The sequence below is a fragment of the Acidovorax sp. FW305-C-20-28 genome, assembly GCF_058783375.1.
In genome coordinates, this window is sequence record NZ_JBYSYM010000001.1 from 477,776 (window position 1) to 494,309 (window position 16,534).

Here is a 16,534-nt window from a genome sequence, read left to right on the forward strand (position 1 = left end):
GGACGCCTCGGGCCGCAGGGCCCGATACACTGGCCGCTCCAAAAAAGAGAAGCGGCCGGAACCCCGGTTCCGGGCGCTTCTTGCATTCATAACAGTGGAGTCATCGACAATGGAATTTCTGCAATCGACCGATTTCTGGATCGGTCTGATCAAGATCGTCTGGATCAACATCATCCTCTCGGGTGACAACGCGGTGGTGATCGCCCTCGCGGCCCGCTCCCTGCCCCCGGAGCAGCAGCGCAAGGCGGTGTTCTGGGGCTCCGGCGCCGCCGTGGTGCTGCGCGTGCTGCTCACCGTGGTGGCGGCCAAGCTGCTGGCCCTGTCCTTCCTGCAGATCGTGGGCGGCTGCCTGCTGCTGTGGATCGGCTTCCAGCTGCTGAGCGACGGCGACGACGAAGAGGGCGAATCCAAGACCTATGGCAGCCTGATGGCCGCCGTGCGCACCATCCTGATTGCCGACCTGGTGATGAGCCTGGACAACGTGATCGCCGTGGCCGCTGCGGCGCAGGGCAGCACCACGCTGCTGGTCCTGGGCCTGGCCATCAGCATCCCGCTGGTGATCTTCGGCAGCACGCTGATGATCAAGCTCATGGAGCGTTTCCCCCTGATCGTGGTGCTGGGCGCCGCCCTCATCGGCTGGGTGGCGGGCGAGACCATCGCCGGCGACACGGCGCTGCAAGGCCTGGTGGCCGCCCATCCATCGCTGCACTACGTGGCTGCAGCGCTGGGTGCGATTCTGGTGGTGGGTGGCGGCAAGCTCTGGCAGCGCCGCAATGCCCGTGCAGCAGCATCGGCCTGACAAAAATGGCAAGCGCAGCGCCCGGCGTTGCGACAATGCGACAAGAACGGCATGAAATGACCGTTTGATGCGGGTTCCGAGGGGGAGCAGAGGGGATTTCCGGGGCTGCTCAGGCCGGGCTTGGAAATTGCTTCTAAAGGTATCTCATTACCTCCGTGGATCGATAGCAAGTGGGCAGAACAAGATCGGCACAGCAGCTGGTTTGGTGGCGTACCGATGGCTTTGTCTGCGCACTGGTGGCCGCCATCGTGGTGGCGCTTGCCAGCACGCTGGGCTGGGTGCACCGGCTCGATCTGGCGATGTACGACGCTGCGGTCGGCAGTGCGTCGGCCGAACCCGCTGCGGATCTGGTGGTCGTGGGCATCGACGACCGCAGCCTCAAGACCCTGGGGCCCTGGCCCTGGCCGCCCGAGGTCCATGCCCGTCTGGTGGACCAGTTGGCAAGCGCCGGCGCCCGGGCCATCGTCTACACCATGCCGCTGCCGGAAACGCCGACGCGCCCCTTGCCCGCTGCTGCCGTGCCTGGTGAGCCGGCAGGTGCTGGTGCGGCGCCTGCTGCGGAAGTCGCCGCGCCGACCGGTGATGCCCGGCTGGCCTTGAGCCTGCAGCGTGCGGGCAATGTGGTGCTGGTGTCGCAGTACGCGGCCGCCGGCCCCGCCACGCCGCTGCCCTCCCATGTGCGCCGCAGCGTGCTCGCCGACCCGGGTGCGCACGCCGTGCCTGCGGGCGCGGGGCGCCACCCTCCCGCCGTTCTGGGTGCCGCGGCGTCTGCGATTGGGCACCTGCAGTGGACCCCCGACGCGGACGGCGTGCTGCGCCAGATGCCGCTGCTGCTGGCCCATGACCATGCGGCCGTGCCATCGGTCGCCTTGCTGGCGGCACTGCGCGGCCTGCAGTTGGGTAGCACCGACCTGCGCCTGCAGGCCAGTGCCCCCTGGTTGCGCCTGGGCAGCCTGGGCATTGCCACCGACAGCACGACGCTGCTGCGACCCCTCTTTCACGCCCCGGAAGGCGGGCAGCCGGCGTTTGCCCGCATGTCCTTTGCACAGGCGCTCTCGCCGGCAGCGGGCGCGCCCGGCTTCCAGGGCAAGACGGTGCTGGTGGGTTTCACCTCGGCCGCGCAGGCGACGCCCCTGGCAACGCCGGGTGGCCAGTCGCTGTACCCGGTGGAGGTGCTGGCGCAGATGGTGTCGGCCATCCGCCACGGCCATGCCGTGGCGGTGCCGGATTGGGCGCTGCCGGTGGCGTGGCTGGCCGTGGTGGCGGCGCTGCTCTATCTGGCGCTGGCGCTGCCGCAGGTGAGTGCCCTGGCCGGCCTGGCCGTGAGCGTGGCCTTGCTGCTGGCCTTGGCCGGTGCGCAGTGGTTGGCCCTGGAGCATGCGCTGCTGTCGTTCTCGCTGCTCGGGGCGGCGCTGGCAGTGGCCGTGGGCCAGGCCACCATGCTGGCACTGAAGCTGCGCCCTGGTGGCGGCAGTTCCCGCGCCAGGTCGGCCGAGGCTGCCGAGTCCCAGCGCATGCTGGGCCTGGCACTGCATGGCCAGGGCAAGCTGGAACAGGCGTTCGAGCGCTTTCGCCGCCTGCCGGTGACCGAGGCGCTCAAGGACAACCTGTACCACCTGGCGCAGGATTTCGAGCGCAAGCGCAATTACGCCATGGCCAAGCAGGTCTATGAGCGCATCCTGCGCCATGACCGGCAGTACAAGGATGCCAAGCTGCGCTATCGCAAGGCGCGGGCCCGGGCCAAGTCCGCCTCGGGCCAGCCGGACTCCACGCCGCCGAGTTCGGCGCCTGTGCCCATGCCCAGCGTGTCGGCCAAGCCGCGCTTGCCGGGCGATGTGACCATCGGCCTGCCCATGCTGGGCCGCTACGAGATCAGCAAGGAGATTGGCAAGGGCTCCATGGGCGTGGTGTACCAGGGGCGCGATCCCAAGATTGGCCGCACCGTGGCCATCAAGACGCTGGCGTTGGGGCAGGAGTTCGAGGGCGACGGGCTGATCGATGCGCGTGCGCGCTTCTTCCGCGAGGCGGAAACCGCCGGGCGGCTGCAGCACCCCTATATCGTGACCATCTTCGATTCCGGCGAGGAACACGACCTGGCCTACATCTCCATGGAGTACCTTAAGGGCTCGGACCTGTCGCCCTTCTGCAAGGAGGGCAACCTGCTGCCCGTGCCGCTGGCCCTGTCGGTGGCCGCCCGCGTGGCCGAGGCGCTGGACTATGCCCACGCCAACCAGGTGGTGCACCGCGACATCAAGCCGGCCAACATCATGTTCGACGCGGCGACCGATGCGGTCAAGGTGACCGACTTCGGCATTGCGCGCCTGACCGACTCGAACAAGACCCGCACGGGCCTGGTGCTGGGCACGCCGAGCTTCATGTCGCCCGAGCAACTGGCGGGCAAGAAGGTGGACGGGCGCACCGACCTGTATTCCCTGGGCGTGACCCTGTTCCAGATGCTCACCGGTTCGCTGCCGCTGCGCGGGGCCTCCATGCCCGAGCTGATGCACAAGATCGCCAGCGTGCCGGCACCCGATGTGCGCACGCTGCGGCCCGAGCTGCCGGCCGAGGTGGCCGCGGTGGTGGCGCTGTCGATGATGAAGCGCCCCGAGGCCCGCTACCAGACAGGGCGCCAGTTTGCGGCCGAGATCCGGGGCGCCCTGGCAGTGCTGGCGGGCGCGGAAAGCGCCACAAACCCGCGGACAGTCGTCTATGATGCGGCTCGCAAGGCAACAGGGCGCGACATGGCGGATTTTCAGGAAACGGTGATGGAATATCCTGCGCAGCAGGGTCCTTCCCTGCCGCCATCCAGTGCCCGATGAGGCCCGCTCCGCTTTATCCATGAATTACGATTTTTTTGCGCGTACCGATCGGGGGCGGGTGCGCAGCAACAACGAAGACGCCGTCGCGATCGACCGGGATGCCCAGCTGGCCATCCTGGCCGATGGCATGGGGGGCTACAATGCAGGCGAAGTGGCCAGCGGCATGGCCACGACCTTCATCCGCACGGAGATGGCCCGCTGGCTGGCCCAGGCGGGAAGCTCGCCACAATCGACCGATGTGCGCCGGGCGCTGGAAATCTGCGTGGAAAACGCCAACCACGCCATTCTGGGTGCGTCCCTGTCGAATCCGCAGTACGCCGGCATGGGCACGACGCTGGTGGCAGGCATCTTCCAGGGCTCGCGGCTGATCCTGGGACACATTGGCGATTCGCGCTGCTACCGCCTGCGCGGCGGGGTGCTGCAACAGATCACGCGCGACCACTCCTGGCTGCAGGAGCAGGTGGACGCCGGCATCCTTACGCCGCACCAGGCCGCGATCTCCTCCAACCGCAACCTGGTCACCCGTGCCCTGGGCGTGGAGCCGAATGTGCTCATGGAAGTCAATGAATTCCAGGTGGCGCCGCACGACCTGTTCCTGATGTGTTCGGACGGGCTCACGGACATGGTGTCCGATGCCGATCTGGCGGAGATGGTGCGTGCAGCCCTCCCGCTGGAGGAAAAAACCACATTGCTTATTGATACCGCCAATGCACACGGCGGTCGTGATAACGTTAGCGTACTGCTGGTACAGGCCGGCGCGGGGGGCAAGAAACGCAGCCTCATGTCCCGCTTGCTGGGCGCTGCCTGACGGTGCCCTGGCCCATAACAAATCTCAAATCAGGAGTGGATCATGCCCAGAATGATCGTTTCGATCGACGGCGTCGTCATCAAGGAAGTTCAGTTGACCAAGGACCGCACCACCCTTGGACGCAGGCCATACAACGATATCGTGATCGACAATCTGGCGGTGAGCGGCGAGCACGCGATCTTCCACATGGTCGGGCATGACGTCGAGATCGAAGACCTGGGCAGCACCAACGGCACCTATGTGAATGCCAAGGCCGTCAAGCGCCAGGAGCTGCGCAATGGCGACACGGTGGAAGTGGGCAAGTACAAGATCCGCTTCCTGCACGAAGCCGAGGGCGAGAACTTCGAGAAGACCATGATCTTCAAGCCCGGCATGGTGCCGCCGCTGGGGACGGCGTCGCGCCCTGCAGGCTTGCCGGCCGCGCCGGCACCCGCGCCGATGACCGCCGTGATCAAGGTCATGTCGGGTGCCGCCGCCGGGCGCGAAGTCTCGCTGCTCAAGGTGGTGACCACCATCGGCAAGCCCGGTGTGGCCGTGGCTTCGATCACTAAGCGCCACCACGGCTTCGTGCTGGCGCATGTGGAAGGCCCCGACATGCCCTTGCTCAACGGCTCGGCCATCGGCCTGTCGCCGGTGCCGCTCAAGCACGGCGACAAGCTGGAGCTGGCAGGCACCGAGATGCAGTTCGAGCAGACCTGAGCTGCGCCATCGTTCAGTCAAGCCCGGCGTTCTCTCTTGCACCGAGCGCCGGGCGCCGTCCGATCTGAGCGATCCCTCCGATGCGGCCCCGGCTCAGTTCCTGGTTTGCGCGCCACTGGCGTCGCATTGCCGTCACCCTGCTGCCGTTGCTGTTCGCCCTGTTGCATGTGGGCGGGGTTCTGCACCTGCAGGTGCTGGAGCGGCTGGAAAGCATCATCTACGACACCCGCCTGCGTGCCACCATGCCGGGCACGATGGACACGCGCATCACCATCGTCGACATCGACGAGCGCAGCCTGGAGCGCATCGGCCAGTGGCCCTGGGGCCGGGACAAGATGGCGCGGTTTGCCACCGAGCTGCTCGATCGCCAGCAGGTGGCGGTGCTCGGGTTCGACGTGGTTTTCGCCGAGCCCGACGGCAGTTCGGGCCTGGCCAGCCTGCAGCGCCTGGCGCAGGGGCCATTGGCTGCAAGCCCGGGCTTCTCGGAGCAACTGGCCCGCCTGACCCCCGAGCTGGACTATGACGCCCGGTTTGCCCAGGCACTGCAGGGCAGGCCCGTGGTGCTGGGCTACTACTTCACGAGCGATCGGGATGGGCAGGCCCGCGGTGTGCTGCCGGGGCCCGCGCTGCCACGGGACCGGCTGCGGGGCAAGCCTTTGAGGGCGACATCCTGGCAAGGCCATGGCAGCAACATCGAGGTGCTGGCGAAGGCGGCGCCCGCAGCGGGGTTCTTCAACTCCATCACCGACAACGATGGCGTGGTGCGCTCTCTGCCCTTGCTGGCCGAGTACCAGGGGCAGTACTACGAGTCGCTGGCCCTGGCCATGCTCAGGGTGGCCACGGGCTATTCGGATCTGTCGCCCCTCTACGATGCCTTTTCGGAGTTCGACCACGATGTGCTGAGCGGCGTCATCCTGGCCAAGGGCCAGAGCCGCCTCCTGCTGCCGGTGGACCCCAACCTGGCGACCCTGATCCCCTACCGGGGGCCCGGCGACGTGTCTGGCGGCTCCTACCGCTACATCTCCGCCAGCGACGTGCTGGAGGGCCGGCTGCCCGAAGCCAGCCTCAAGGGCCAGCTGGTGCTGGTGGGTTCCACGGCGCCGGGGCTGGTCGACCTGCGCGTGACCCCTGTGGGCCGCACCTACCCCGGGGTGGAAGCGCATGCCAACCTGCTGTCGGCATTTCTGGATGGCGCGAATGTGCTCCAACCCAACTTCGCCCCCGACTTCGATGTGCTGCAGTTGGTGGTCACAGGGCTCCTGCTGGCGCTTTCTCTGCCCCTGCTGACCGCGGGCTGGGCGGTCCTGCTCAGCGCCGGGGTGCTGGCCGGTCTGGTGGGCCTGAACCTGTGGCTGTACCAGGTCCAGGGCCTGGTCATGCCCCTGGCGACGGTGCTGGTGATGGCCTTGTCCGCCTTCACGCTGAACATGGTCTATGGCTATTTCGTGGAGAGCCGGACCAAGCGGGAACTGGCCGCGCTGTTTGGCACCTATGTGCCCCCCGAGCTGGTGGAGGAGATGCTCAAGGAGCCCGAGCGCTACAGCATGGATGCCGCCAACCAGGAACTCACGGTGATGTTCTGTGACATGCGCGGCTTCACGGCGCTGTCCGAGCACATGGAGCCTTTGCAGCTGCAGGCCATGCTCAATGGCGTGTTCAGTCGCCTGACCCACATCATCCGCAGCCGCCGCCAGGGCACCATCGACAAGTACATGGGCGACTGCGTGATGGCGTTCTGGGGCGCGCCCGTGGCGACCCCCGGGCATGCGGAACTGGCAGTGGCGGCCGCGCTGGAAATGGCCCAGGCCGTCGCCCTGCTCAACGAGGAGCACCGGCGCCAGGGCCTGCCGCAGATCGGGGTGGGCATTGGCCTGAACACCGGCACCATGTGCGTGGGCGACATGGGCTCGGACATCCGGCGCAGCTACACGGTGATCGGCGACGCGGTGAACCTCGGTTCCCGCCTGGAGGGTCTGTCCAAGACCTACGGCGTGACCATGGTGGTCAGCGACACCACCCGCGCCCTGGCGCCAGGCTTCATCTGGCAGGAACTGGACCGGGTGCGCGTCAAGGGCAAGGCCCAGGCCGTCACCATCTACACCCCCGTGGGCACGGAAGCCGAGCCGCTGGCGCCCGAGCGGCAACAGCAGCTGGCGATTTGGCAGCAGTTCCTGGCCGCCTACCGGGCCCAGGAATGGGACACCTGTGCCCTGCTTTTGCGGAATTTGCACACATCGGAACCTGGAAACATCCTGTATTCGCTGTATGCCGGACGCATAGAGGCCTTGCGGGTGTTACCCTTCCAGCCGGATTGGGATGGTGCCACCCAATTCGACACCAAGTAGGACAATGGCTGCAACCGGCACCAACAACCCAAGAGACAACAGCAAACAGGACTGCATGACATGAAGGTTCGCGTACTGGGGTGCTCCGGGGCCATTGCCAAAGACTGCCGGACCACCTCGTTCCTGGTCAACGACAACATCCTCATCGATGCCGGGACGGGGGTGGGCGACCTGACGCTGGACGAAATGCGCCGCATCGACCATGTCTTCCTCACGCACTCCCACCTGGACCACATCGCTGCGCTGCCGCTGATGCTCGATGCGGTATCGTCGCTGCGCAGCAGCCCGGTACAGGTCCATGCCCTGGCCGGCACCATCGCTGCTTTACAGGCGCATGTCTTCAACAACGTCATCTGGCCGGATTTCAGCAGCATCCCCACCGCTGACCAGCCCTTTTTGCAGTACCAGACCATCGCAGTCGGCGAACGCCTGACGGTCGAGGGTGTGCACCTGGAGGTGCTGCCCGCCGTGCACACGGTGCCCGCCGTGGGCTACGCCGTGGCAGGCCGTACCGGCTGGTGGGTGTTCAGCGGCGATACCGGCCGCAACCCCGACTTCTGGGCCCGCGTCAATTCCTTGCCCGTGGCCATGCTGGTCATCGAGACCGCCTTCAGCAACCGCGAAACCTCTCTGGCCCAACGCAGCCTGCACCTCTCGCCCCACACCCTGGCGCAGGAACTGGCGCAGCTGACGCCCGGCAAGCGCTGCCCCATCTACATCACCCACACCAAGCCCTCAGAGACCGAGCTCATCATGGAAGAGATCCGCCGCTTCGACCAGAGCGTGGGGCCGCTGGGCGCCGCCCCCCATGACATTTATTGGCTCAAGGCTGGGGACGCGTTCGAGTTCTGACCACTGTGTTGCAGGTGGTGACGTTCGTGGCACGACAAAAATGTCGCGGGCAACTCCAAAGGGGCGCCGGGAAACACTTCGAGGACAATTGACCCATTTGGGGGATGGGTTCACGGGCGATGCCACAGGGTGGATGGGGTGGCACGGAACCTGCTGATGTTGAGCCAGCCTGGAGAATTTTCTGCAGGTCTCAATTGCAATTGACCTCCAAGGAGTGATTTATGAAGCGTTTCATGCAAAAGGGTTTCACCCTGATCGAACTGATGATCGTTGTGGCGATCATTGGTATCTTGGCTGCCGTGGCTCTGCCCGCTTACCAGGACTACACCATCCGCGCGAAGATCTCTGAAGCTGTGATCGCAGGTTCGTCCGTCAAGAGCATGTTCAGCGAAGCCTTCCAGACCGACGGTATCACCGGTCTGGACAATGCTGCTACCGCCTACGGCAAGGTCGCCAAGGCAGAAAAGGCATCCAAGTACGTGAGTGACATCACCACGACCGCTGGTACGCCTTGGACCATCACGGTTGCCGTGGCTGCCAATGCCGGCAACGGTATTCCCACGGGTCTGAATGGTCAAACGATTACCCTGGCACCCAACGTGCAAGGTGCAATCCCTGCCGCCACCTCGCAAGGTGCTGTGGACTGGTCTTGCGGTTCGGTGACGACCCTGAATGCCGTGGCCCGCAAGCTGGCCAACGTTTCGGCCGGTACCCTGCCTGCCAAGTACGCACCTTCCGAGTGCCGTTAATTTTCTAGCGCTGAAAGGCGCTGGAAAATGCTTCAGCAGGCCCTCGAAGGGTAACCTGAACACTTCGAGGACGATTGCCCCTATTGAGTATGGGCTCAGGGGGCAATGCCTGCTTGCAGGGGTGGCACAAAACCTGCTGATGTTGAGTCAACCTGGAGAATTTTCTGCGGGTGCAATTAAAACTAACTCCGAGGAGAGATTTATGAAGCGTTTCATGCAAAAGGGTTTCACCCTGATCGAACTGATGATCGTTGTGGCGATCATTGGTATCCTGGCTGCCGTGGCTCTGCCCGCTTACCAGGACTACACCATCCGCGCGAAGATTTCTGAAGCTGTGATTGCTGGTTCGTCCGTCAAGAGCATGTTCAGCGAAGCCTTCCAGACCGACGGTATCACCGGTCTGGACAATGCTGCTACCGCCTACGGCAAGGTCGCCAAGGCAGAAAAGCAGTCCAAGTATGTGGATGACATCACCACGACCGCTGGTACGCCTTGGACCATCACGGTTGCCGTGGCTGCCAATGCCGGTAACGGTATCCCCACGGGTCTGAATGGTCAAACGATTACCCTGGCACCCAACGTGCAAGGTGCAATCCCTGCCGCCACCTCGCAAGGTGCTGTGGACTGGTCTTGCGGTTCGGTGACGACCCTGAATGCCGTGGCCCGCAAGCTGGCCAACGTTTCGGCCGGTACCCTGCCTGCCAAGTACGCACCTTCCGAGTGCCGTTAATTTTCTAGCGCTGAAAAGGCGCTGGAAAACCAAGTTTGACAACGCCCGCTATCTGCGGGCGTTGTTTTTTGTGAAGAAGATTTGTCGATCGTTGTCCAGCTATGACCACAAGAAATATTCCTGTGTTGACCCGTCTTGCAGAAACCCTTCCCTGGGCCTTCCGCCATCTGTTGTTGTCCCTGGCACTGGCAGGGTTGACCGCGCTGTTGGTCTTTGGGGTGTGGTTTCCTACGCCTTACCGGGAGATCTCAGGGGGGTTGGCCCTGTTTGTATTGGTGCTGGGCGTAGATGTGGTGTGTGGTCCTTTGCTGACCTTGTTGCTTCTGCATCCTGCCAAGTCGCGCACAGCGCTTGCGGTAGATTTCGCTTTGATTGCCTGTCTGCAATTGGGTGCCCTGGCTTATGGATTGCACAGCCTGAGCCAGGCACGGCCTCTGGCGGTGGTTTTTGAGGTGGACCGTTTTCGGGTGGTTGCTTTGGCCGATATCCTGGAGACCGACTTGGCGACCGCGCCTGCATGGGTGCGCGCGTGGGGCTTCCAGCCACCGCAGGTGCTGGGCACCCGCACGGCACGCTCAGGCGTGGAAAAACTTGGCAGTGTGGATGCTTCGCTGCAGGGAGTAGAGCCGGGTCAGAGGCCAAGCTGGTGGCAGGATTATTCGCTGAGTGCGCCCGCTGTGCTTGAGCGCTCGCATCCATTGGCGGTATTGGAGCAACTCAACCCTGGGCAAATACACCGCATACAAACTGCCGCGGCACAGGCTGCTCGGGAGGCGCAGCCCGGTGAAACAAGCAGCCCCAACGCGCTTCGCTGGTTGCCCTTGGTCAGCCGCCAAGCGATGGACTGGGTGGTGCTGGTAGACCCCGTGACCGCGCGCATCCGCGGCCATGTCCATGCAGATGGCTTCGGGTCCTGACCACCACCCCATGTCGCACCCTTGCATCGCTTGGGTGCCCGGGGGCGCCTGTGGCCTCAGCGCACGGCAGCTGCTGCCGTGCCCACGGGAGTTGCAGAGTGGTTTTCAGCCACGGCCACCAACAGTCCAAGCCCCGTTGTCTGGTTGGCGTCCAGCTTGACTTTCGGGCCATAGGCTTTGGCCGCTTGAAGCAACTCGCTCCAGCGGTTCTCATGGGCCAAGCTGTACAGCAGGGCGTTCAATGCCAGTGGGTCGAAGTCCGTGCGCAAGGCCGCAATTTGGGGGGGGTTGTCCAGCCATTGCCGGCCAAGCTTTTCCATGGCGGCATAGTCACGCCGCGCATGGGCATCGAGCAACGCGAAGACGGGGCGGAATTCCGTGGGCATGCTGGTGCACTGAGCCCATGCAGGCTGGATGAAGACACCCTGCAGTTCGTTCGTGGTCAGGTGCCCTATGGTCAGCTCAGACAACTCACGCAAGCGCAAGGAAAAGGAGGATGAGCGCTGAGCACTCCAGGGAGCGGCGCATTCCGATACCAGGGCTTTGATTTGCAGAGCGGGCAAGGTGGCCTTGTCATTCAGCCGCCCATCGGTTTCTTCCTTGATGGTTTGGTTGCGCATGGCGGCGGCCAGAGCCCGAGCTCGCAAGGTGTAGACGTCTGCAATGAAGTGATCCAGCGGCGAGGGCGGCACGTCTGCCGGCATGGGGGGGCGCACACCCAAGGTTTCCAATAGTTGTGGCAAATGAAAAGGCAGGGTCAAGGTGCCATCGGCTGCTGAGTTCATGAACCGCGCCTTGGGAGCGTGGAGGCTCAACACCGGATAAAAGTCGGAATTGACCGGCAGTCCGGCGTAGTACCGGGCCATGCCGCGCAACAGATCGGCGTTGGCTACCTTGCGGAACGCCAGGCGCTGTGTACTGTCCAGTTTCAATCGTGCCAGTTCCGACTTCAATTGCGGTGAGGCAAGAATTCGTTGCGCATCCAGTGGCGGCAATGGCCCGTTCTTGGAGGCAATGATCAGCAGATCGGTGCTGTTGGCAAGCCAGGCGCCGTAGTCGCTGAAAGAGGAGGTGGTGAGGCCCGCAAGGATGGAGGCGACCAGGCGGTCGTCGATCTCATAAAGCTGCACCCATTGCACGAACAAGCCGTTGTCCGTCAAATGGCGCGGAACAAATTGGTAGAACTCTTTGGAAAAGAGCGCGCCCACACCACTGATCCAGGGGTTGGAAGGCTCGGAAACGATGATGTCGTACTTGTTCTTCTGGCCGGAAAAGTACGACTTCGCATCGTCAATGACGATGTGGGAGCGTGGGTCGGTATAGGCCCGTTCCACGCGTGGACCGAAGGCCTTGGCGCCTTCGATCATGGCTGGTTCGATTTCGATGGTGTCCACCCGTTCCAAGCGGGGATCACCCAGCAGCGTGTGGGTGGTCAGTCCCGAGCCGAATCCAATGACGCCCACCTGCTTGGGCGCGTCCAGCATTGCCAAGGGCAAGGCTCCTGCCATGACCATGGTGGGCTCATCGTCGCTGGCAGGAGCGCTCTCTGTCATTTGAATGGCCGCATCCGGCTTTCCATTGGTCGAGATATGCACGCTGCCGCTCTTTGAAAGCACGGAGGCCACGCTTGTGGTTTTCCCGTCTTTGTAATACAGCACACGGTCACCAGCCTGGAGGCTCGTGCGGCCGTGGCGGAATACACCCGATGCCATGGTCATGGGGTCGAACGGCACGCGTACGGCAAACATGAGCGTGATGGCGGCGAGTCCGGCGGCCAAGCCAAAGCGCAACATGGAGCGCCTGTCTTGTGCTTGGCTGCGCAGCAGGAACAAGCCGATACCGATGTCCACCAGGGCAGCGATGCACAGGGCTAGTTTCAGTCCCAGACCGGGAATCAAGAAGTGAATGGCGGCAAATACCCCGATGATGGAGCCAAGGGTATTCCACGCGTACACGCGACCAATAGAGCGCTCGCCTTGCCCTGCACGCAGCAGCGTCACCGTGAAAAGCGGGAGGGTGGTGCCGGCAAAGAATGCGGCGGGGAGCATGATGGCAATCGCGATGGTGGCCGTGCCTAGATTGAACAGTGCGTAGCCCCCATCGGTCTTGGCAAGGGCCTGCATGAGCCAACCCACCCAGGCAAAGGCGTTTGCGTAGACAGCCAGGGAGGCGAGCGCTGCGATGCCCATGAGGATCTGCATCCAGCCCACCAAGCGCAACGGCGATTCGGTCCCGTCCGCGTGCTTGCGCACCCAAAGCCCACCCAATGCAATGCCTGCGATGAAGGAGGCCAGCATCAATTCGAATGCATGCATGGTGCTGCCGACGGCCATGCTGAGCATGCGAATCCAGATGATTTCGTAGGCAAAAGACGCGGCGCCGGACAATGCGGTGCCAAACAGCACCGTTCGCAGCAAGGGATTTTTGCTCAAAGATTGCTCTGGGCCTTTTGAGGCCGCATCCACAGCTGGGGCCTCCGGCTCGGGTTCCCGGGCCAGCCACCATGCGAGTGCCGCAACGGCAAAGTTCAAAATACCCGCAGTGGTCATTGCGCCGGGAAGACCAACCCAGGGCAGAAGCACGAAAACCGCAGCCAGCGCACCGACTGCTGCGCCGATGCTGTTGGTGAAATAAAGCCCGCCCAGCAGATTGCCTGCACTGCTGGGGTAGCGCCTGATCAAGCCGCCGCTCATGAGCGGAAAGGTCATTCCCAGCAAAATGGTCTGCGGCAAGATCAGCAGTGCTGCAATGCCCCAGCGCGCAATGTCCACCGCGAAAGGGGTGCCCAGGGCTGGAATCAGCGTGTCATAGCTGAAGCCAGCCACGCCCGTGAAAATCCAATGAAAAAGCAGCCCGAGGACGCCAATGATGGCCTCAATGACGGCGTAGCCTCGAATCAAATTGCGCCAGCGTTGCCCTGCCCGGGCAATCCAGGCAGCCCCCGCGGCCATGCCGCCCATGAATATCGCGAGTACCAAAGCCTGGGCATAAGCCGCGTGGCCCAGGAAGAGGCCTAGATAGTGTGACCAAATTGACTGGTAAATCAGCCCGGCAAAGCCGGAAATGACAAAAATAGCTAGCAGGCCGGGCCTAGTGCCGCGGAAGGGGGAGTCCATTGATTGAAAGCTCCGAAGTTGTACTTGGATAGAGATGAACTAAGCCTGGATGCAAGAACAATGCTCACCCAGAAATAGGAAGCGTCGCTAACGTCTGCATGATGCACTCACGCAGCCAGCGCGGGCTGGGAACATTTTTTGCTTTTCACGCCCAACTCATGATCTTAGGTACGCATATGCAGAGTCAAAACCAGGCACGTGGCTTCACCTTGATCGAACTCATGATAGTGGTTGCGATCATTGGGATCTTAGCGGCAGTGGCTATTCCGGCGTACCAGACATACACCGTAAGGGCGAAGATTGTGGAGGCCATGATTGCCGCAACGCCGGTCAAAGAACTCTTGACGGAGGCGTTCAGTGCCAGTGGAATTGCGGGCCTGGATGCGGCGGCTGCCACTTACAACGCCATCCCTCTTGCGCAGAAGACCAGCAAGTACCTGAAAGACATTCAGATCACTGGTGCGGCAACCCCCTGGCCCATCGTTCTGACTGTGGCTGCGAATGCGGGAAATGGCATTCCTACGGCCTTGGACGGCTTGACGATAGTGCTTTCGGCCAACATACAAAACGTCACTCCGGTAGCCACATCTGCAGGTGCTGTGGACTGGGCATGTGCAAGCACAACGACGCTCAATGCTGCTGCGCGCGGTTTGACCAATCGTAGCCCGGGTACTTTGCCCGCGCAGTATGCGCCTGCAGAATGCCGTTGATGGATGTGATCTTAGGCAAAAACCCTTGACCTCAGATTTTGTGTGATCGTGCAAATGCGCCCGGTAGCCTGACCACAGGCTAGCAGAACAAGGCGATGGCGCTGTGCCATGGGCAGGCAGTGCACGATCATTTCAATCGCTTGGAAGCGATTGCCTGAGTGCCCATGGTGTGAGCAATTTGCGGCATGCGGTTGAAGGGGCTGCTGCGCCTAGTGCAACATAAATGTAGGGGTGGGATTGGCTCTGCATCAACACACACAGGCGCTCTCGGGTCTGGTGTGCTGTTGCAGAATCTTCGGACTCAAGCAGGAGTTCAAACTTCATGGTGTCGACTGGGGCATCGGCAGAAGGAGCTTGTGTCGTTACGGTGGATGCCACCAGTTTGGATGGTGCCCACCCGGCCAGCATTAGGAGATGGCCAGGTCCTTCGGAGCGCGATGTCCCGGAAACGCGCAGATGTCTGCCCTCCACACGGATCTCGGGTGCAGGCCCTTGGTAGGCATCAGCCAGTGGGTGAATACCGGGCAACAACAGGCCCTTCTCGGCCTGTTGCCTGGCGAGAATGGCATGGCGCTTGTCGGGTGTCAGTGACAGGAATGACCTAAAGCAGCTGCATTCAGCGTCCCACACTTGTACAGCCTCTTGTGCATTGGACGGGCCCGGGTCGGTACGCAAGAGCTTGGGTGGGATGCCGGCGGCATGGCCGTTGCGGCGCAGAGCCTCGTGGGTCGCGTAGGCGACAAAGGCCACATATCCGGGGCCGTTGAATTCTGCGGGAACCCAATGCGATACCCTAGAAGGGTGTTCGAGAACCATCCGGGAGTGGGCATCGAACAGTGCTTCGCGCTGCTGATCTGCCGGGCGCAAAACGGCGACTTGCCAAACCGCAAAAATTGCGAACAGCAGGCAGGAAAACCACTGAATCCGTTGAAGCGCCCCGTTCCAGGGTATGGCCCAGACCAGACAGAAGAGTAGCCATGGTGCCCAGAGATAACGTGCATGCAACTCCCACGGAGGACTGCTGCCTGCCAGAAACACCAGTGGCACCAGCGTAACGACGAACGCTGAAGCACTTACCAGCGCCCAGGAACGTTGGTACCGTCCTCCAGCAAGTAACGCCAGAAGGGCGAGTGCGAGAGGTATTGCACTGCGCATGCCCTCCCCAAACAATGCGCTGGGGATAGAGGCCAAACTTTGCAGAATATGAGATATCTCCCAACTGCTGGTGCCTCCTCCGTAGTAGCCGCCAGTGCCGCCAAAAAGCTGGATGCGTGCCAAGGTGTAAGCCAATGCCACCAACAGTGCAGGGATGGCATACACAAACACCCTCCGCAGTGGTGGCCCCAGCACCCATGGCAAGACAAGCCACATCAGTATCCACGGGACGTAGATTTCCTTGCAAAGGCATGCCAGCCCATATAGCAAAGCGCCCGCGAGGCTTAAGCCCAGAGCAGTGCGATGGGAGGTTTCCCACACCTTCACGGCGCGAACTTGCAGCGTCAATCCAATGCTGACGAATAGCAGGCCATCGATGTAGTGCCCCACCATCAACTGCTGGGCCATCTGAAACGTAGGAACGCCCGTGAGCAGCAACGCTGGTGCCATCCAGGCTCGATGCGCTGGTAGCCACTGCCGCAAGAGCAGGTACAGCCCCGCAGCTGAGGCCCACAGTGACGTGAGATGGTGGGCGTAGTAGAGCCTTGCGTTGGCCGCAAAAAGCCCATTGTTGACGTAGTACAGGAAAAGGTTCCAGGGTGTGAACTGGTTGCCAGACACCGACCGCAAAACCTCGGGATCAAGAAATACGCTGCTCCACGAGTACTGGGTCGCATGCAGCAGGTGCATCCCGTCGTCCCAACGCCAAGACCCATTCAGTGCACTGTGGTGAAGAATCGCGACCAGCAGTGCCAACAAGGTCAGCGCAAGAAAATCACTCCGATATAGCCAGTGGCGCTTCATAGACAGCTTGAGAAAATTGTCAAAATCGCCT

The 16,534-nt window shown here is 62.7% G+C and carries 12 protein-coding genes; 10 read left to right on the forward strand and 2 right to left on the reverse strand.

The annotated features are described in order from the left end of the window. Positions 1-109 precede the first annotated feature (109 nt). The 9 genes from AC3WOH_RS02255 (at position 110) to AC3WOH_RS02295 (ending at position 10,718) form a co-directional block, all read left to right on the forward strand. A complete protein-coding gene (locus AC3WOH_RS02255; protein WP_492227778.1) occupies positions 110-799 on the forward strand; it encodes a TerC family protein in 690 nt (229 codons plus the stop codon). 170 nt (positions 800-969) lie between these two features. Next, a complete protein-coding gene (locus AC3WOH_RS02260; RefSeq protein WP_492227779.1) occupies positions 970-3,618 on the forward strand; it encodes a CHASE2 domain-containing serine/threonine-protein kinase in 2,649 nt (882 codons plus the stop codon). A gap of 19 nt (positions 3,619-3,637) precedes the next feature. Then, positions 3,638-4,426 (forward strand): Stp1/IreP family PP2C-type Ser/Thr phosphatase, encoded by a 789-nt coding sequence (locus AC3WOH_RS02265; RefSeq protein ID WP_492227978.1) that lies wholly within the window; start codon positions 3,638-3,640, stop codon positions 4,424-4,426. A 42-nt stretch (positions 4,427-4,468) separates the two neighbouring features. Next, positions 4,469-5,125 carry an FHA domain-containing protein gene (locus tag AC3WOH_RS02270; protein WP_184855422.1) on the forward strand — a complete coding sequence of 219 codons (657 nt, stop codon included), beginning with the start codon at positions 4,469-4,471 and terminating at the stop codon, positions 5,123-5,125. An 80-nt stretch (positions 5,126-5,205) separates the two neighbouring features. Next, positions 5,206-7,470 (forward strand): CHASE2 domain-containing protein, encoded by a 2,265-nt coding sequence (locus AC3WOH_RS02275; RefSeq protein ID WP_492227780.1) that lies wholly within the window; start codon positions 5,206-5,208, stop codon positions 7,468-7,470. A gap of 60 nt (positions 7,471-7,530) precedes the next feature. Further along, positions 7,531-8,322, forward strand: coding sequence for an MBL fold metallo-hydrolase (locus tag AC3WOH_RS02280; RefSeq protein ID WP_492227781.1), 792 nt, complete (start codon positions 7,531-7,533; stop codon positions 8,320-8,322). A gap of 221 nt (positions 8,323-8,543) precedes the next feature. Beyond that, the gene (locus tag AC3WOH_RS02285) at positions 8,544-9,071 is read left to right on the forward strand and encodes a pilin (RefSeq protein ID WP_492227782.1); all 528 of its coding nucleotides are present in this window, start codon (positions 8,544-8,546) and stop codon (positions 9,069-9,071) included. Positions 9,072-9,273: 202 nt separating this feature from the next. Then, entirely contained in the window at positions 9,274-9,801 is a 528-nt protein-coding gene (locus tag AC3WOH_RS02290; protein ID WP_492227783.1) for a pilin, read from the forward strand. Between the two features lie 122 nt (positions 9,802-9,923). After that, positions 9,924-10,718 carry a TfpX/TfpZ family type IV pilin accessory protein gene (locus tag AC3WOH_RS02295; protein ID WP_492227784.1) on the forward strand — a complete coding sequence of 265 codons (795 nt, stop codon included), beginning with the start codon at positions 9,924-9,926 and terminating at the stop codon, positions 10,716-10,718. A 56-nt stretch (positions 10,719-10,774) separates the two neighbouring features. On the opposite strand, the gene AC3WOH_RS02300 is transcribed toward AC3WOH_RS02295, so the two are convergent. Then, positions 10,775-13,834: a fused MFS/spermidine synthase gene (locus tag AC3WOH_RS02300; protein WP_492227785.1), complete on the reverse strand. Its 3,060-nt coding sequence runs from the start codon at positions 13,832-13,834 to the stop codon at positions 10,775-10,777. Between the two features lie 176 nt (positions 13,835-14,010). Between AC3WOH_RS02300 and AC3WOH_RS02305 the strand changes: the two genes are divergently transcribed. Next, complete coding sequence (locus tag AC3WOH_RS02305; RefSeq protein ID WP_492227979.1) at positions 14,011-14,544, forward strand: pilin; 534 nt, start codon at positions 14,011-14,013, stop codon at positions 14,542-14,544. Between the two features lie 132 nt (positions 14,545-14,676). On the opposite strand, the gene AC3WOH_RS02310 is transcribed toward AC3WOH_RS02305, so the two are convergent. Continuing rightward, on the reverse strand, positions 14,677-16,503 hold the full coding sequence (locus tag AC3WOH_RS02310; protein ID WP_492227786.1) for a hypothetical protein: 1,827 nt from the start codon (positions 16,501-16,503) through the stop codon (positions 14,677-14,679). Positions 16,504-16,534 lie beyond the last annotated feature (31 nt).